Below are 17,430 nucleotides of genomic sequence, written 5' to 3'. Positions count from 1 at the left end.
AGAGGAGTAGATCCGTGATGACCCGTTCCGTGCGCCGGACCCGGCGAATGCTGCAGCTGGCCGGTGCGGGAGCCGCCCTGATGGCACTCAGCGCCTGCTCCTCCTCCAGCGATTCCTCCACGGCGCCGGAGAAGACCGGCTCCGGCTCACCGAAGCTGTCGGGCACGGTCACCGTGTTCGCCGCCGCCTCCCTGAAGGAGAGCTTCACGACCCTGGGCAAGGAGTTCGAGCAGGCCCACCCGGGCGCCAAGGTCAGCTTCAACTTCGGTGGCAGCGACACGCTCGCCGCGAGCATCACCGGCGGCGCCCCGGCGGACGTCTTCGCCGCCGCCAGCCCCAGGACCATGGCGATCGTGACGGACAAGAAGGACGCGGTCGGCACCCCGGCCACCTTCGTGCGCAACCAGCTGGAGATCGCCACCCTGCCGGGCAACCCGGACAAGGTGTCCTCCCTGAAGGACCTGACCAAGCCCGGCCTGAAGGTCGTCCTGTGCGACAAGACCGTGCCGTGCGGCGCCGCCGCGCAGAAGGCCCTGGACGCCGCGAAGCTGAAGCTCACCCCGGCCTCCTACGAGCAGGACGTCAAGAGCGCCCTGAACAAGGTGGAGCTGAAGGAGGCCGACGCCGCGGTCGTCTACAAGACCGATGTGAAGGCCGCGGGTGGCAAGGTGGAGGGCGTGGAGTTCCCCGAGTCCGCCAAGGCCATCAACAACTATCCGATCGTGCGGCTGAAGAACGGGCAGAGCGCCGAGGCCGCCAAGGCGTTCATCGCCCTGGTGCAGTCCGCCGAGGGCCAGAAGGTGCTGAGCGAAGCCGGGTTCCTCAAGCCGTGACCTCGCTCCACGAGCCCGGCGTCGCGGCCGGCCCCCGCACGGGCCGGCCGCGGCGCCGCCGCGTCGGCACGGGGGGCCGGCGCGGAGTGCCGTTGCCGCTGCTGCTGCCGGGCGTGCTGGCGCTGGCGTTCCTGCTGCTGCCGCTGCTCGCGCTGCTGGTCCGCGCGCCCTGGCGCAGCCTGCCGGCCCAGCTGTCCAGCACGGAGGTGTGGCAGGCGCTCCAGCTGTCCCTGGTCAGCGCCACGGCGGCAACGGCCGTGAGCCTCGTGCTGGGCGTGCCACTGGCCTGGCTGCTGGCCCGTACGGAGTTTCCCGGCCGGGGCCTCGTACGGGCCCTGGTGACCCTGCCCCTGGTCCTGCCGCCGGTGGTCGGCGGCGTCGCCCTGCTGCTGGCCCTCGGCCGCAACGGCGTCATCGGCAAGTGGCTGGACGCCTGGTTCGGCATCACCCTGCCGTTCACCACCGCCGGGGTCGTCCTCGCGGAGGCGTTCGTCGCGATGCCGTTCCTGGTCATCAGCGTCGAGGGCACACTGCGCGCGGCCGACCCGCGCTTCGAGGAGGCGGCGGCCACGCTCGGCGCGTCCCGGTTCACCGCGTTCCGCCGGGTCACCCTGCCGCTCATCGCGCCCGGCATCGCCGCGGGCGCGGTCCTTGCCTGGGCGCGGGCGCTCGGCGAGTTCGGCGCGACGATCACCTTCGCCGGCAACTTCCCCGGCCGTACGCAGACCATGCCCCTCGCGGTCTACCTGGCCCTGCAGAACGACCCCGACGCCGCCATCTCCCTCAGCCTGGTCCTGCTGATGGTGTCGATCGCGGTGCTGGCGGGCCTCAGAGACCGTTGGATGACAGCATCATGACCAACGTCCGATCCGCAGCCGCCGCCGGCGCCGAACCCCCGCAGGGGCCACCCGCATCCGACGACGAGAGCCGCACGGGTGGTCCGGACGGGAACCCGAAGCCGGCCGAACGCCGGCCCCCCACCACACACCCGCACCCCACCGCACATCCCCACCCGCACCCGCCCACCGGCCTGGACGCCCACCTGGTCGTCGACCGGGCCGCGTTCCGCCTGGACGTCACCCTCACCGCCGCCCCCGGAGACGTCGTCGCCCTCCTGGGGCCCAACGGCGCCGGCAAGACCACCGCCCTGCGTGCCCTCGCCGGCCTCACCCCCCTCACCGACGGCCATCTCCGCCTCGACGGCGCGGCCCTGGACCGCACTGCCCCGGAGTCCCGCCCGGTCGGCATGGTCTTCCAGGACTACCTGCTCTTCCCCCACCTGTCCGCCCTCGACAACGTCGCCTTCGGCCCGCGCTGTCACGGCATCGCCAAGGCCGAAGCCCGCGCGAAGGCCGCGGCCTGGCTGGACCGCATGGGCCTCGGCGACCACGCGGGCGCCAAGCCCCGCCGCCTGTCCGGGGGCCAGGCCCAGCGCGTGGCCCTCGCCCGCGCCCTGGCCGTCGACCCGCGGCTGCTGCTCCTGGACGAACCGCTCGCCGCCCTCGACGCCCGCACCCGCCTCGAGGTCCGCGCCCAACTCCGCCGCCACCTGGCCGACTTCGAGGCGGTCGCCGTCCTCGTCACACACGACCCGCTGGACGCCATGGTGCTCGCGGACCGGCTGGTCGTCATAGAGCACGGCCGGGTCGTCCAGGAGGGCACCCCGGCGGACATCGCACGCCATCCGCGCACCGACTACATCGCCCAGCTCGTCGGCCTCAACCTCTACCGGGGACAGGCCGACCGGCACACGGTACGGCTCGACGCGGGACCTTCGATCACCACCACAGAAGACCTGTCCGGCCCGGTCTTCGTGGCCTTCCCGCCCAGCGCCGTCACCCTGTTCCGGGACCGGCCCTCCGGGACCAGTGCCCGAAACCTCTGGCACTGCGAGGTGGCCGGCCTGGAGACGCACGGCGACCAGATCCGCGCCGACCTCGGCGGCGAACTCCCCCTCGCCGCCGACCTCACCACGGTCGCCGCCGCCGATCTCGATCTGCACCCCGGCGCATCCGTCTGGGCGACGGTGAAAGCGGCGCAGACACACGCGTACCCGGCCTGATCGGGCGGGCGCTCTACCGTGAGTGCCCATGACCCTGAGCATCCGCAACCAGCTCCCCGGCACGGTCACCGCGATCCAGCCGGGCGAGGCCATGGCCACCGTCAAGATCCGCCTCGACGGCGGCCAGGCCCTCACCGCGGCCATCACCAAGGAGTCCGCCGAGGACCTCGCCCTCGCCCCCGGCTCGCCCGTGCGCGCCCTGGTGAAGTCGACCGAGGTCTCCCTCGCCACGCACCGCGTCGAGGGTCTGTCGATCCGCAACCAGCTCCCCGGCGCCGTCGTCGGCCTCACCACCGGCGCCGCGATGGCCTCCGTGAAGATCTCCGTCCCCGGCGGCGAACTGACCGCGGCCATCACCAAGGACGCCGCCACCGATCTGGGCCTGTTCGTGGGCTCCGACGTGGTCGCTCTCATCAAGGCGACCGAGGTGTCCCTGGCGACGGCCTGACACGGCGAGGGCCCCGCCCGGAAAACCGGACGGGGCCCAGAGAGCCATCGCTCGCTCAGTCCTCGTACGCGTCCAGCGGCGGGCACGAGCAGACCAGGTTGCGGTCGCCGAAGGCCTGGTCGATACGGCGCACCGGCGGCCAGTACTTGTCGGCGGCCGAGACACCGGCCGGGAAGACGGCCTCCTCACGGCTGTAGGCGTGCTTCCACTCGTCGCCGAGCGCGGCGGCCGTGTGCGGGGCGCCCCGCAGCGGGTTGTCCTCCGCCGGCCACTCGCCGGAGCCGACCTTCTCGATCTCCGCGCGGATGGCGATCATCGCGTCGCAGAACCGGTCCAGCTCGATGAGGTCCTCCGACTCGGTCGGCTCGATCATCAGCGTGCCGGCCACCGGGAAGGACATGGTCGGCGCGTGGAAGCCGTAGTCGATCAGGCGCTTGGCCACGTCGTCCACGCTCACGCCGGTCGCCTTGGTCAGCGGGCGCAGGTCGATGATGCACTCGTGCGCGACCAGGTTGCCGGGGCCGGTGTAGAGCACCGGGTAGTGCGGCTCCAGGCGCTTGGCGATGTAGTTCGCCGAGAGCACGGCCACCTGCGTGGCGCGCTTGAGGCCCTCGCCGCCCATGAGGCGGACGTACGCCCAGGAGATGGGCAGGATGCCCGCGCTGCCCCACGGGGCCGCCGAGATCGGGCCCACACCGGTCTCCGGGCCCGCGGCCGGCTGCAGCGGGTGGTTCGGCAGGTACGGCGCCAGGTGTCCGCGGACCGCGACCGGGCCGACACCGGGGCCGCCGCCGCCGTGCGGGATGCAGAAGGTCTTGTGCAGGTTCAGGTGCGAGACGTCACCGCCGAAGTGGCCCGGCTTGGCGAGGCCGACCAGGGCGTTGAGGTTCGCGCCGTCGACGTACACCTGGCCGCCGGCCTCGTGGACCCGGGCGCAGATGTCGGCGACGTGCTCCTCGAACACGCCGTGCGTGGACGGGTAGGTGATCATCAGCACCGCCAGCTCCTCGCGGTACTGCTCGATCTTGGCGCGGAGGTCCTCGACGTCGATCTCGCCGTCCTCGGCGGTCTTGACGACGACGACCTTCATGCCGGCCATCACGGCGCTGGCGGCGTTGGTGCCGTGCGCCGAGGACGGGATGAGGCAGACCGTGCGCTGCTCGTCGCCGTTGGCCCGGTGGTAGCCGCGTACGGCCAGCAGACCGGCCAGCTCGCCCTGGGAACCGGCGTTCGGCTGCAGCGAGACCTTGTCGTAGCCGGTGACCTCGGCGAGACGTTCCTCCAGCTCACGGATGAGGGTGAGGTAGCCCTCGGCCTGCTCGGCCGGCACGAAGGGGTGCAGCTGGCCGAACTCGGGCCAGGTGACCGGTTCCATCTCCGTGGTCGCGTTGAGCTTCATGGTGCAGGAGCCCAGCGGGATCATGCCGCGGTCGAGCGCGTAGTCGCGGTCGGCCAGCTTGCGCAGGTAGCGCAGCATCGCGGTCTCGGAGCGGTGCTGGTGGAAGACCGGGTGGGTCAGGTAGGCGTCGGTGCGCAGCAGCGCCTCGGGGAGGGTCTCCTCGGCGGTCGCGTCCAGGCCCTCGATGTCGCCCTCGACACCGAAGGCGGAGAACACGGCGGCCAGCTGGGCCCGCTTGGTCGTCTCGTCGCAGGCGAGGGAGACGTGGTCGGCGTCGACGAGCCGCAGGTTGACGCCGCCCGCCCGGGCGGCGGCGACGACCTCGGCGGCCTTGCCGGGCACGCGCGCGGTGAGGGTGTCGAAGAAGGCGCCGTGCACGATCTCGACACCGCCGGCCTTCAGGCCCGCGGCGAGGATCGTGGCGTACCGGTGCGTGCGCCGGGCGATGGTCTTCAGACCCTCCGGCCCGTGGTAGACGGCGTACATGCCGGCCATCACGGCGAGCAGCACCTGCGCGGTGCAGATGTTGCTGGTGGCCTTCTCCCGGCGGATGTGCTGCTCACGGGTCTGCAGCGCGAGCCGGTAGGCCTTGTTGCCGTCGGCGTCGACGGACACGCCCACGAGGCGGCCGGGCAGGCTGCGCGCGAACTTCTCGTGCACGGCCATGTAGCCCGCGTGCGGCCCGCCGAAGCCCATCGGCACACCGAAGCGCTGGGTCGTACCGACGGCAATGTCCGCGCCCAGCTCGCCCGGCGAGGTCAGCAGGGTCAGCGCGAGCAGGTCGGCGGCCACGGTGACCAGGGCGCCCAGCTCGTGCGCCTGGTCGATGACCGGCTTGATGTCCCGTACGGCACCGGAGGCGCCCGGGTACTGGATCAGCACGCCGTTGATCTCGCGCTCGGCGACCTCGGCGGGAATGCCCTCGCTGAGGTCGGCGACGACGACCTCCACACCGGTCGGCTCCGCGCGCGTCTCGATGACGGCGATGGTCTGCGGCAGCGCGTCCGCGTCGACCAGGAACAGGCCCTTCTTGTTCTTGCCCATGCGCCGCGACAGCGCCATCGCCTCGGCGGCGGCCGTGCCCTCGTCGAGCAGGGAGGCACCGGAGGTGGGCAGACCGGTGAGGTCGGCGACCACGGTCTGGAAGTTCAGCAGGGCCTCGAGCCGGCCCTGCGAGATCTCCGGCTGGTACGGGGTGTACGCGGTGTACCAGGCCGGGTTCTCCATGACGTTGCGCAGGATGACCGGCGGGGTGAAGGTGCCGTAGTAGCCCAGGCCGATCATGGAGTCGAGGACCTGGTTGCGGTCGGCGAGCGAGCGCAGCTCGGCGAGGACCTCGGCCTCCGTGCGGGCGCCGGGCAGGTCGAGGGCGTCGGCGTTCTTGATCACATCCGGGACCGCGGCGGCGGTCAGCTCGTCCAGCGAGCCGTAGCCGACGTGCGCGAGCATCTTGGCCCACGCCTCCTGGTCGGGCCCGATGTGGCGCTGCTCGAAGGGGATGCCCGCTTCGAGCTCCGAGAGCGGAATGCGGTGGGCGGTCATTGCGGAGGCCTCCTGGTCTGACGCGACCTTTGAGGGGCACCACGGCGCGGGTGCCCCGACGGCCTCCCCCTCTGTCATCTCAACCTGAGAGCTTCACCGGGTGCCCGAGAGCCCCGGCTTTCACCGTCGGTGAGAGCGGAAGCCGTCGACACCCGCTCTGCTTTCCAGAGTGACCTCGTCCGTGCGGTTCGTGAGCCTGAGAGATTCCGGGGAGGATTTGCTCCTTCGGCGCCTCCGAGGTGGTCGGAGGACTCTCCCGCACGGGGTCAGCAGCCGCTGTCAGCCTACCAGCGAGGTCAACGCCCGAGCCTTCGAGTGGCCGCCTCCCTGAATGTGCTCTTTTGTAGTGCTTACGGATGAGTTGCGACCAAGAGGAGGGAGAGGGACCGTGCAGACCGAGATCGATCCGCGCAACCTGATCGGCCGCAAGGCGTTCGACCGCAATGGGACCAAGATCGGCACCATCGACGAGGTCTACCTCGACGACGCGACCGGCGTGCCCGAGTGGGCGGCCATACGCACCGGCCTGTTCTCCCGTGACGCCTTCGTCCCCCTGGAGCCCAGCGAACTGATCGAAGGCTCCCTCCACGTCCCCTTCGACCGTGCCCTGATCAAGGACGCCCCCGACTTCGGCGTGGGCCGCCATCTCTCCCCCGAACAGGAACTCCAGCTCTACCACCACTACGGCCTGGACGTGGCACCGCCTCCGTCCGTCCCGGACCACGACTTCGGCAAGCTGGCGGGTTCGGAGGAGACCTGATCGTCCTCCGTGGCCCGGGGCTCCTCACTCCTCTCCGGGATGCGGGGCGGAGCCCCGTGTCGGCCAGTGCTCGACTGACCGGGACAGGCGGGTGGGCGGGCAACATCCGGAACCAAGGGCAACGGATCAGCGGACTCCAGCGCAGGATCCTCGACAAAGAACGTTCGCACCCTCCCCGGAGGGGACTGCGGCGTCTCGAACCGCACGGTCACCCGCCCCAGCCCACTCCCCTGCACCCATCCGGGCCCGTACTCGGCATGCCGCACGTCCTGCCCGGCGCGCCAGTGCCGTTCGACCGGCTGCGGCTGCTCCTCGACGGCCTCAGCCACGACCTCCTCCGGTGTCTCCGCCGCCCGCGAGGGCAACGCCTGCGCGAACAGGTCCTCCTGCGTGTAGTCGGCGAGCCCGGAAACACCCACGCCGAGCAGCCGTACCCCGCCCGTGGTGTCCACGGAGTCCAGCAACCGCGCGGCCGACTCCCGCACCACCGCGGGATCGTCCGTCGGCCCCCTGAGCGTCTCCGACCTGGTCAGTGTCGAGAAGTCGTACCGCCGCACCTTCAGCACGATGGTCCGCCCCGACAGGCCTGCCCCACGCAGCCGCCCCACACACCGGTCGGCGAGCCGCTGCACCTCGAGCCCGATCCGCAGCCGGTCGTGGATGTCCACGTCGTACGTGTCCTCGACCGACACCGACTTCGCCTCGCGCTCGGCCACCACGGGCCGCTCGTCATGGGCCAGAGCCATGGCGTACAGCGCCTGCCCGTGGGCCTTGCCGAGCAGCCGGACCAGCTCGTCCTCGCCCGCCTCCGCCAGTTCCTCGACCGTGGTGATCCCGGCTCTGCGCAGATGGTCGCCGGTGGCCGGCCCGACCCCGGGCAGGGTCCGCACCGGCATGGGCCCCAGCAGGGCCCGCTCGGACCCCGGCTCGATGAGCACCAGACCGTCCGGCTTGGCCTGCTCGGAGGCGATCTTGGCGAGCATCTTGGAGGCGGCGAGCCCGACCGATCCGGTGAGCCCGGTGACCGCCCGGATGTCCGCGCGGAGCCTGATCCCCGTCAGCCTCGCCGACTCCTCGTCCCAGGCCGTCCCCCCGGCCTCCAGGTCCACGAACGCCTCGTCGAGACTGAGCGGCTCCACCAGCGGTGACAGCTCCCGCAGCAGCGCCATCACCTGCTCGCTGACCGCCCGGTACAGGGTGAAGCGCGGCACCAGATAGGCGGCGTTGGGTGCCAGCCGGCGGGCCTGGGCCATGGGCATCGCCGAGTGGACCCCGAAGACCCGCGCCTCGTACGACGCGGTGGCCACCACCCCGCGTGGTCCGAGGCCGCCCACGACGACCGCCTTCCCGCGCAGGCTCGGTTTGGATGCCTGCTCGACCGAGGCGTAGAAGGCATCCATGTCGAGATGCAGGATCGTGGGCGCGTTTCTCACACCTCCGATGCTGCACCACGGCACTGACAATGCCCGGCCCCCAAGGGACCGGTGTCACACCGCCCGGTTGCGGCGCCGTGCCAGTTCGTCCGCGGGGTTGTGCCCGACGAGGGTCTCGCCCGTGTCGATGCGCTCGCCGTGCAGCTGGGAGAGCGCGCTTTCCACGTCGCGCCACACCACGCCGACGGCGATCCCGAAGATGCCCTGGCCGCCCTGGAGCAGGGCGTGGACCTCATCCGGCGAGGTGCACTCGTAGACCGTGGCGCCATCGCTCATCAGGGTCATCCGCTCCAGGTCACGGAAACCGCGTTCCCTGAGGTGCTGCACGGCCGCGCGGATGTTCTGCAGCGAGACCCCGGTGTCCAGGAACCGCTTCACGATCTTCAGGACGACCACGTCCCGGAAGCTGTACAGCCGCTGGGTGCCCGACCCGTAGGCGGGCCGCACACTCGGCTCGACCAGGCCGGTGCGGGCCCAGTAGTCGAGCTGTCGGTAGGTGATGCCGGCAGCCGCGCAGGCCGTGGGCCCGCGATAGCCGATCTGCTCGGATGTCGATGTCATGGACGCCGCCCCTCCGCCGTTCGGCACCGCCGTCGGCCGGTGCGGAGCGTGATCCACCGCGCTGCCGTGAACCGGGTACGGACCGCTCTCCCCGAAACCGCGCACGGGAGCACCCCCAGCCGTACCGTCGCCGCTGGTTCTCACGCCGACCTCCGTCCTTGACCTGCCTTCACGACGGTAGGCAGTCACCAGGGGTGCGTCAACGATCGCCACACTCGGCACGCCGAGTGATAATCACCCTAGGAGTGGTTTCCCGTGTCCCACCGCGGGGAAAGGCTAGCCGAATGCCTTCGGGGAAAGCCGTAGGACGCCCTCAATGGCCGGTGGCACATGCCCGCCCCAGCGGGGGGATCGGCGCTCACCGGCCGCTCATGCTCACTGACTGCTGGTGCCGAAGTCCTCGGGCGAGATCTGGTCGAGGAACTCGCGGAACTTCTCCACCTCGTCCTCCTGCTCGTCCGGAATGGCGATGCCGGCGTCGTCCAGCACCGTGTCACTGCCGTAGATCGGCGTTCCGGTGCGCAGGGCCAGCGCTATGGCATCGGACGGGCGGGCGCTGACCTCGACGCCGCTGGCGAAGACCAGCTCCGCGTAGAAGACGCCTTCCCGCAGATCGGTGATGCGTACTTCGGTCAGCTCCTGGCCGACGGCCTCCAGCACGTCCTTGAACAGGTCGTGGGTCAGTGGCCTGGCGGGGGCCATGCCCTGCTGGGCGAAGGCGATCGCCGTCGCCTCCCCCGGCCCGATCCAGATGGGGAGGTAACGGTCGCCTCCCACTTCGCGCAGGAGCACGATCGGTTGGTTGGAGGGCATTTCGACCCGGACACCTACGACATCGAGCTCGTTCACACAGCAACCCTAGGCCGTGCCCGGGATGTTTGGGTAGTCGGGCCGGGAACAGGTGCCCGATCCGGCCGCCGGGGAACCGCCGGAGTTCAGGGCAGCCGCACACCGAGAGCGGTCTGCACGAGTGCCGCGTGCAACCTCACGGTGAGCGCCGCCAGCTCCTTCGCACGAGCCTCGGCGTGCGCCCTGGTCTGCGGGTTGCGGTGGCGCTTGAGCGGGGCGACCACCTGGTCGACGAGACCGGCCTCGCGGTCGGCGGCGGCCTTCATCACGCGGAGGTGGCGCGGCTCGATCCCGAACCGGCCCAGTTCGGCGACGAGCGAGGCCACGGTGACGGCTTCGGCGTCGTACACCCCGTCCTCCAGGGGAGCGACGAGCCCGTACGACTCCCACTCCCGCAGCTCACCCTCGTCGATCTCCGCGGCCGCCAGCAGCTCGGCCCTGCCCACCCGGGCCACCGTGGGCGGCCCGGGCGGCTCCGGAACGTCCTCCCCAGTGCGCTGGCGCCCCACGAGGGGCAGCTGGACGGCCTCGCCCCGCTCCATGGCGTCCAGTCGCTCGCGGATCACCTTGAGCGGCAGATAGTGGTCCCGCTGCATCCTCAGTACATGCGCCAGACGCTCGACATCCCCGGCGCTGAACTTGCGGTACCCCGAAGGGGTCCGCTGCGGCTCGATGAGCCCCTCGGCCTCCAGGAAACGGATCTTGGAGATGGTGACTTCGGGGAACTCGTCGCGCAGCGCGTTCAGCACCGTGCCGATGCTCATCAGCCCACTGTCCCTGGCGGCGGTACCGCTTCCGGCACCGCCGCTCGGTGTTTGAAGCATGGACCTTCCCTGGGAGTCCCCCCGGACGCCGGTCCGGGGGCGGGTCAGATGCCCTGCCGGCTCGCGTAGAACACCAGCCGGTACTTGCCGATCTGCACCTCGTCGCCGTTCGACAGGGCGACCTGGTCGATCCGCTCCCGGTTGACGTACGTGCCGTTCAGACTGCCCACGTCGGCCACCGTGAACGAGCCGTCCGGGGAACGCCGGAACTCCACGTGCCGACGCGAGACCGTGACGTCGTCCAGGAAGATGTCGCTCTGCGGATGGCGGCCCGCCGTGGTCAGGTCGCTGTCCAGCAGGAAGCGGCTGCCCGAGTTCGGCCCCCGGCGCACCACCAGCAGCGCCGAGCCCAGCGGCAGCGCGTCCACCGCGGCCTGCGCCTCCGGCGACAGCATCGGCATCTGCGTCTGGCCGGTGACCTCGGAGTCGTAGGCCTCCAGACCGGAGATCGAGATCGTGGACGTCGTCTCGGAGGCACGCTCCGGCGCCACTCCCGGGCGCAGCGGCGCACCACAGTTGGAACAGAAGCGTGCGTTCTCCGCATTGCGGTTACCGCACCTCGTACACACCAGGGCCGACATCGACGGATCCTCCTGCTGCGGCTGCCCCGCCGGGGCATGGGACGCGTACGGACCGGGGGTGACCCCTCCGCCCGCACCTGAGGTTGACGGTTGCCCGAAACCTATGCCGCCGGACTGGGCAGGGTCAACCGACGCCGCGCCCTGACCTCCGGAAATGTCACCGCCCGGACCAGCGACCTGGTCACGGAACAGCGGGCGCTGGCCCTCCGCGTCAGGCTGTGCGCGATGCCGAGCGGTCGCGTTGCCGCTGCCCTCTCGTGCGCTCTTGCCGAACAACTTCGCAAACAACTTCACGGGCGATTCCCCTTGACCGAAACAGACCCGCCCGTGGGGCAGGACGAACCCTGATTGCCTACACCGGCCGAGCCGGACATTCTCACAACGTCCGTATCCATCAGACAGTTTCCACCACGCACCACCCCTTCGGTGCGCCGACCCCCCGCAACCTCATGCCCCTGCCGGACGTCCCCCATGCACCACCGGTTCACTGGGAGGACGACCGAGCGTAGTCAGGCCGCTTCGCCTGTCGCAAGGCGTCCACGACGATCTTGTCCGACTGCTCGACGGTCACTGTGGCCTGCTCCTTCTCCAGCGTCTGCACCACACCTCCCGGGATGTTCAACGCCGGCTCCAGGTCCTGCGGCTTGCCGATGACCTTGAAACGATAGGGAGCGTTGATCTGGTTCCCGTCGACGCCGACGCTCTTGCCGGAGTCCGTGAAGTAGGTGCCCGCGACCACCCGTACCCCGTTCACCTGGATCGCCTCCGCACCGGCCGCGCGCAGCTCCTGGATCGCGTCGAGCAGCATGTCCGCCTTGACCGTCCCCTTCGTGTCCTCGATCGTCATCGTGATGCCGGGACCCCGCGCCGCCACGGTGCCCGCCAGAATGCCGAGTTGCTTCTCCTTCTCGGCCGTCTGCTTGCGGGCCTCCGCCGCCTGGTCGGAACTGCTCTGCAGTTCCTGGCGCTGCTTTTCGAGTCCCTGCTTCTCGTCCTCAAGACGCTGAGTACGCGAATCCAGTTCATCGAGGATGCGAACAAGATCTTCCTGGCGTGCGCCGCGCAGCGCGCTGCCGCTGTCGCTGTTGGACGCCACCTGCACCGCCAGACCGAAGCCGAGGCCGAACAGCAGCAGCGCCACGATGAGTTGGGCCCGGGTGACCCGCGGCGGCCACAGCCCCTTGACCAGCCGCTGCCTGCCGGTCAGCGGCTGTTGCGCCCGCTGCTCGGGCTCCGGCTCCGGTGCCCGCGCGGGCACCTCCTCGGGCAGCTCCTTGCGCAGCCCGTTCTCCGGCTGCTCCGGCTGCTCGTTCCGCTCGTTCTGTTCGCTCATCGGTGTCACGCCCGGAACACGTGCCGCCGGATCGCCGCGGCGTTGGAGAAGATCCGGATGCCGAGGACGACCACCACCCCCGTGGACAGCTGCGCGCCCACGCCCAACTTGTCGCCGAGGAAGACGATCAGCGCGGCGACGACCACGTTCGACAGGAACGACACCACGAAGACCTTGTCGTCGAAGATCCCGTCGAGCATGGCCCGCAGACCGCCGAACACGGCGTCCAGTGCCGCCACGACGGCGATCGGCAGATAAGGCTCGACGACCGCCGGAACCTCGGGCCGGACCAACAGGCCGGCCACGACTCCCACGACGAGGCCCAGTACGGCGATCACGATGTGCCCTTCTCAGTCTTCTCGGTGCTCGGCCGCGCTGTGCGTACGATCACACTGGGTGCGGCGGGCAACCGTACGTCGCCCTCGGTGGAGATGGTGGCCCGGATGCCGAAGTTCTGCTCCAGGGCATGCAGATACAGACCGTCGGGGCTGTTCTGGAACCCGTTGCTCAACGTCGTCCGGTCCCCCACCGCCAGCACCGTGTACGGCGGCACCAGCGGTCTGTTGTCGACCAGTATCGCGTCTCCCGCGGCCCTGATCGCGGACAGGGCGGTCAGCCGCTGCCCGTTGATGGAGACGGCCTCCGCGCCGGACTCCCACAGCCCGTTGACCACGCGCTGCATGTCCCGGTCGCGTACCCGGCCGGTGTCGGAGAACCCCGAGGTCTCCCGCGGGTTCGTGCCGTCACCGCCGGAGCTGGCCTCCTTGGCGTCGTTCACGACGAGCTTGACGCCCGGCCCATGGACCGCGGTGGCGCCCGACAGAACATCCACCAGATCCGCCTGCGTACTGCCGCCACTCGACTTCAGCGCCGCCCGCTGACGCGCGCTGACCACGCCCCGGAGCGTGTCGACGGTCCCCTCCAGCTTGTCCGCAGCCGCGGTCTCGCTGTCGATGCGGTCGATCAGCTGTTGGCGCTCCTTCGCCACCACGGGCGCCGCCGCCCGTGTCTGGGCCGCCCCGACGGTCACGACCAGGGCCGCGAGGACGAGCCCCGCCGCCAGGCCCAGCTTCGCCCGCAGGGTCCTGGGCAGCCCGCCCTCGCCCTGCGACGTCTTCCGGGCGGCGGCCTCGGCGTACCCGTCGTCGAGGCTGTGGTCCATGACGTTGGTGATCAACGACATGGAGGCGTCCGGGCGCTGCGGCCGCGCGGGGCTGCTCCGAACGAGGGGTTGCTGCGGCATGCCGCACATCGTCGCATGTCGCGGCCAGTACCTCCGAATGGCCCCACCGACGTGCCGGACAGGCCCCCTTGGGGACACTTGTCCGGCACGCGCGCGTGCGTGGGTTTTGCCGTCCCGCGACGTGGACTCCCTTACCCCGGCCTTACCTCCCGGCGCTGTCCACGACGGCCGACCACTCGTCGAGCAGGGCTTGTGCCGAGGCGTCGTCGGGCCCCTCGGCCCACAGATGGGTGACGGCCTCGGCCGGGTCGGGCAGCACCATCACCCAGCGCCCGTCCGTCTCCACGACCCGCACACCGTCGGTCGTGTCGACAAAGCGGTCCCCGGCGGCCTCGACCACCCGCCGCATGACCAGGCCCTTGACCGCCCACGGGGTGGCCAGGTCCCGCTTGAGCACGTGAGCCCGCGGAATCCGCGCGTCGATCTGGCTCAGCGTGAGCTGCGTGCGCGCCACCAGCCCGATCAGCCGTACGAAGGCCGCCGTGCCGTCGTAGACACTGCTGAACTCGGGGACGATGAACCCGCCCTTGCCGTCACCTCCGAAGATGGTGCCCTCCTCGCCGCCCACCCGCGTGAGGTCGTCGGGCGAGGTCGTCGTCCACTCCACCTGGGTGCCGTGATAGGCGGCCACCTGTTCGGCGATCCGGGTCGTGGTCACGGGCAGCGCCACCCGGCCGCTGCGCCGCTCCGCCGCCACCAGGTCCAGCATCACCAGCAGCGCACGGTCGTCCTCGATGATCCGGCCCTTCTCGTCGACGAGCGACAGCCGCTCGCCCACGGGGTCGAACCGGACACCGAACGCGGCACCCGAGGACGCCACTATCTCGCCCAGCCGGACCAGACCGTTGCGCCGCATCTCGGCCGTCTCCGTGGGCCGGGACTCGTCGAGACCGGGATTGATCGTCAGGGAGTCCACACCGAGTTTGCCGAGCAGGCTCGGCAACACCAGCCCGGCGCTGCCGTTGGACGCGTCGACGACGACCTTCAGGCCGGACTCGGCGATCCCGGTCGTGTCGACGTTCCGCAGCAACGACCCGGTGTACGAGTCGAAGACACTCGCCGGGAAGTACAGGTCGCCGATCTCACCGGGGAACGCCCGCCGGTACTCCTGCCGCGCGAACACCCGGTCCAGCTTGCGCTGGCTGCCCTGCGACAGGTCGGCGCCGTTGCCGTCGAAGAACATGATGTCGACCGAGTCCGGCACACCGGGAGAGGTCCGGATCATGATGCCGCCGGCACTGCCCCGCGCGGTCTGCTGCCGGGCCACCGGCAGCGGCACGTTCTCCAGGTCGCGTACGTCGATGGCGCTGGCCTGCAGCGCGGAGATGACCGCCCGCTTGAGCGCGCGGGCACCTCGGGAGTGGTCGCGGGCGGTGGTGACCGTGGAGCCCTTCTTCAGGGTCGTCGCATAGGCACCCGCCAGTCGCACGGCCAGTTCCGGTGTGATCTCCACGTTCAGGATGCCGGACACACCCCGGGCGCCGAACAGATGGGCCTGCCCTCTGGACTCCCAGATGACGGAGGTGTTGACGAAGGCACCGGCCTCGATGGTCTTGAACGGATAGACCCGGACGTTGCCCTGAACGATCGATTCCTCACCGATCAGACACTCGTCGCCGATGACCGCGCCGTCCTCGATCCGCGCGGCACGCATGATGTCGGTGTTCTTGCCGACGACACAGCCGCGCAGATTGCTGTGCTGCCCGACGTACACGTTGTCGTGCACGACGGCCTTGTGCAGGAAGGCTCCGCTCTTGACGACGACATTCGAGCCGACGACGGTGTGCTCGCGGATCTCGGCGCCGGCCTCGACCTTCGCGTAGTCGCCGATGTACAGCGGCCCGCGCAGTACGGCATCGGGATGCACTTCGGCGCCCTCCGCCACCCACACACCGGGGGAGATCTCGAAGCCGTCGATGTCGACGTTGACCTTGCCCTCGAGCACGTCGGCCTGGGCCTTCACGTAGCTCTCGTGGGTGCCGACGTCCTCCCAGTAGCCCTCGGCGACATAGCCGTAGATCGGCTTGCCTTCCTTCATCAATTGCGGGAAGACATCGCCGGACCAGTCGACCGGAACATCCGGTTCGACATAGCTGAATACCTCGGGCTCCATGACATAGATGCCCGTGTTGACGGTGTCGGAGAAGACCTGCCCCCAGGTCGGCTTCTCCAGGAAGCGTTCGACCTTGCCTTCCTCGTCGACGATGGTGATCCCGAACTCCAGCGGATTGGGCACCCGGGTCAGGCAGACCGTGACCAGCGCGCCCTTCTCCTTGTGGAAATTGATCAGCTCGGTGAGGTCGAAGTCGGTCAGGGCATCGCCGGAGATGACGACGAAGGCATCGTCCTTCAACGCCTCTTCGGCGTTCTTGACGCTTCCGGCGGTACCGAGTGGCTTCTCCTCATTGGCATAGGTGAGCTCCATTCCGAGCTCTTCGCCGTCGCCGAAGTAGTTCTTGACGAGCGATGCCAGGAACTGGACGGTGACTACGGTCTCGGTGAGCCCGTGCCTTTTGAGCAGCCGTAGCACGTGCTCCATGATCGGGCGGTTGGCCACGGGCAGGAGCGGCTTGGGCATGCTAGAGGTCATGGGGCGCAGGCGGGTGCCTTCGCCCCCGGCCATCACGACGGCCTTCATGTCGGAAGCGTCCTCCTCCAAGAGACGACGGTCTAGCCGACTTCACCCGTCCAGATTGTCCCGCACTTTTCCACCGTGGGCCATCGAGGCGTAGGTCCGGACAATCGCCGAGCTCAATCGGCCATGGCGTCCGCACGAACCAATCGGCGGACTTGTACCACGTAGAGCACTCCTGCCCACCAGTAGAGGGTTGTACCCCACCCGGCGAACGCCCATCCGAAAACAGCAGCCACGGACGCGATCCACGTGGTTCCGTCGCTGAGGAGCAGCAACGGGAAGGCGTACATCAAGTTGAAGGTGGCGGCCTTGCCGAGGAAGTTCACCTGCGGCGGCGGATACCCGTGCCGGCGGAGGATGCCCACCATCACCAGGAGCATCAGCTCTCGCGCGAGCAGGAGAGCCGTCAGCCAGACCGGGAGGATCTCCCGCCAGGTGAGACCGACCAGCGTGGAAAGTACGTACAGCCGGTCGGCGGCGGGGTCGAGGAGCCGGCCGAGGCTGCTGATCTGATTCCAGCGCCGGGCGAGCTTGCCGTCCAGATAGTCACTGACCCCGCTGAAAGCCAGCACGAGAAGAGCCCAGTGGTCGCTGTTGGGGCCCCCGAACTCGGGCCTGAGGATCAACCACAGGAAGAGGGGTACGCCGACGAGCCGTGCCATGCTGAGGATGTTGGGGATGGTGAGGACCCGGTCTGTCTGGACACGGGTCTCCTGGACCTCCACCCGGGGGCCTCCTGTGCGAAACGAGCCAACGATGCTCCCTGACCCTACCTCAACGCAAAAAAGCTCCGGCTCCTGGGCAGTGCCCAAGAGCCGGAGCTGTAAAAGGAGTTCGGCGGTGTCCTACTCTCCCACAGGGTCCCCCCTGCAGTACCATCGGCGCTGTGAGGCTTAGCTTCCGGGTTCGGAATGTAACCGGGCGTTT

16 protein-coding genes, 1 rRNA gene and 1 riboswitch are annotated in these 17,430 nt (G+C 69.9%); of the genes, 5 read left to right on the top strand and 12 right to left on the bottom strand.

Annotated features, from left to right (window positions below):
- Positions 1 to 17: 17 nt before the first annotated feature.
- Genes modA through ACWC94_RS32140 form a run of 4 tightly spaced genes read left to right on the top strand, consistent with a single transcriptional unit; the run spans position 18 to position 3,343 of the window.
- On the top strand, positions 18 to 833 hold the full coding sequence (modA, locus tag ACWC94_RS32155) for a molybdate ABC transporter substrate-binding protein (protein ID WP_450800804.1): 816 nt from the start codon (positions 18 to 20) through the stop codon (positions 831 to 833).
- Positions 830 to 1,690: a molybdate ABC transporter permease subunit gene (gene modB / locus ACWC94_RS32150; RefSeq protein ID WP_450800803.1), complete on the top strand. Its 861-nt coding sequence runs from the start codon at positions 830 to 832 to the stop codon at positions 1,688 to 1,690. The genes modA and modB overlap by 4 nt, the downstream gene beginning before the upstream one ends.
- Positions 1,687 to 2,895, top strand: a complete 1,209-nt coding sequence (locus ACWC94_RS32145) for an ABC transporter ATP-binding protein (protein ID WP_450800802.1) — start codon at positions 1,687 to 1,689, stop codon at positions 2,893 to 2,895. The genes modB and ACWC94_RS32145 overlap by 4 nt, the downstream gene beginning before the upstream one ends.
- A gap of 28 nt (positions 2,896 to 2,923) precedes the next feature.
- Positions 2,924 to 3,343, top strand: coding sequence for a TOBE domain-containing protein (locus tag ACWC94_RS32140; RefSeq protein WP_450800801.1), 420 nt, complete (start codon positions 2,924 to 2,926; stop codon positions 3,341 to 3,343).
- 55 nt (positions 3,344 to 3,398) lie between these two features.
- On the opposite strand, the gene gcvP is transcribed toward ACWC94_RS32140, so the two are convergent.
- Positions 3,399 to 6,284: an aminomethyl-transferring glycine dehydrogenase gene (gene gcvP / locus ACWC94_RS32135; RefSeq protein ID WP_450800800.1), complete on the bottom strand. Its 2,886-nt coding sequence runs from the start codon at positions 6,282 to 6,284 to the stop codon at positions 3,399 to 3,401.
- Positions 6,285 to 6,458: 174 nt separating this feature from the next.
- Positions 6,459 to 6,553, bottom strand: a riboswitch (glycine riboswitch).
- Positions 6,554 to 6,672: 119 nt separating this feature from the next.
- Between gcvP and ACWC94_RS32130 the strand changes: the two genes are divergently transcribed.
- The gene (locus ACWC94_RS32130; RefSeq protein ID WP_450800799.1) at positions 6,673 to 7,044 is read left to right on the top strand and encodes a PRC-barrel domain-containing protein; all 372 of its coding nucleotides are present in this window, start codon (positions 6,673 to 6,675) and stop codon (positions 7,042 to 7,044) included.
- Here the strand turns inward: ACWC94_RS32130 and ACWC94_RS32125 are convergent.
- The 11 genes from ACWC94_RS32125 to rrf form a co-directional block, all read right to left on the bottom strand.
- Positions 6,966 to 8,477 (bottom strand): DNA polymerase IV, encoded by a 1,512-nt coding sequence (locus ACWC94_RS32125; RefSeq protein WP_450800798.1) that lies wholly within the window; start codon positions 8,475 to 8,477, stop codon positions 6,966 to 6,968. The two genes, ACWC94_RS32130 and ACWC94_RS32125, sit on opposite strands and share 79 nt — an antisense overlap.
- 54 nt (positions 8,478 to 8,531) lie before the next feature.
- A complete protein-coding gene (locus ACWC94_RS32120) occupies positions 8,532 to 9,182 on the bottom strand; it encodes a MerR family transcriptional regulator (protein WP_450800797.1) in 651 nt (216 codons plus the stop codon).
- Positions 9,183 to 9,413: 231 nt separating this feature from the next.
- Positions 9,414 to 9,887 (bottom strand): bifunctional nuclease family protein, encoded by a 474-nt coding sequence (locus tag ACWC94_RS32115; protein ID WP_026253112.1) that lies wholly within the window; start codon positions 9,885 to 9,887, stop codon positions 9,414 to 9,416.
- 86 nt (positions 9,888 to 9,973) lie between these two features.
- Entirely contained in the window at positions 9,974 to 10,711 is a 738-nt protein-coding gene (gene ftsR, locus ACWC94_RS32110; protein WP_450800796.1) for a transcriptional regulator FtsR, read from the bottom strand.
- Between the two features lie 44 nt (positions 10,712 to 10,755).
- Positions 10,756 to 11,586 (bottom strand): FHA domain-containing protein, encoded by an 831-nt coding sequence (locus tag ACWC94_RS32105; RefSeq protein WP_450800795.1) that lies wholly within the window; start codon positions 11,584 to 11,586, stop codon positions 10,756 to 10,758.
- Between the two features lie 190 nt (positions 11,587 to 11,776).
- Positions 11,777 to 12,625 carry a DUF881 domain-containing protein gene (locus ACWC94_RS32100; protein WP_450800794.1) on the bottom strand — a complete coding sequence of 283 codons (849 nt, stop codon included), beginning with the start codon at positions 12,623 to 12,625 and terminating at the stop codon, positions 11,777 to 11,779.
- A 5-nt stretch (positions 12,626 to 12,630) separates the two neighbouring features.
- Positions 12,631 to 12,963 carry a small basic family protein gene (locus ACWC94_RS32095; protein WP_003988855.1) on the bottom strand — a complete coding sequence of 111 codons (333 nt, stop codon included), beginning with the start codon at positions 12,961 to 12,963 and terminating at the stop codon, positions 12,631 to 12,633.
- On the bottom strand, positions 12,960 to 13,877 hold the full coding sequence (locus tag ACWC94_RS32090; protein WP_450800793.1) for a DUF881 domain-containing protein: 918 nt from the start codon (positions 13,875 to 13,877) through the stop codon (positions 12,960 to 12,962). Before ACWC94_RS32090 ends, ACWC94_RS32095 begins: the two co-directional genes overlap by 4 nt.
- A gap of 133 nt (positions 13,878 to 14,010) precedes the next feature.
- Positions 14,011 to 16,506: a sugar phosphate nucleotidyltransferase gene (locus ACWC94_RS32085; RefSeq protein WP_450800792.1), complete on the bottom strand. Its 2,496-nt coding sequence runs from the start codon at positions 16,504 to 16,506 to the stop codon at positions 14,011 to 14,013.
- Positions 16,507 to 16,619: 113 nt separating this feature from the next.
- A complete protein-coding gene (locus tag ACWC94_RS32080; protein ID WP_450800790.1) occupies positions 16,620 to 17,228 on the bottom strand; it encodes a CDP-alcohol phosphatidyltransferase family protein in 609 nt (202 codons plus the stop codon).
- 107 nt (positions 17,229 to 17,335) lie between these two features.
- A 5S ribosomal RNA gene (gene rrf / locus ACWC94_RS32075) occupies positions 17,336 to 17,430 on the bottom strand; the annotation flags it as partial.

This window comes from Streptomyces sp. NPDC001135 (assembly GCF_053598395.1).
Note: the sequence above shows the minus strand (reverse complement) of the source record. Positions and strands in the feature narration are given on the sequence as shown.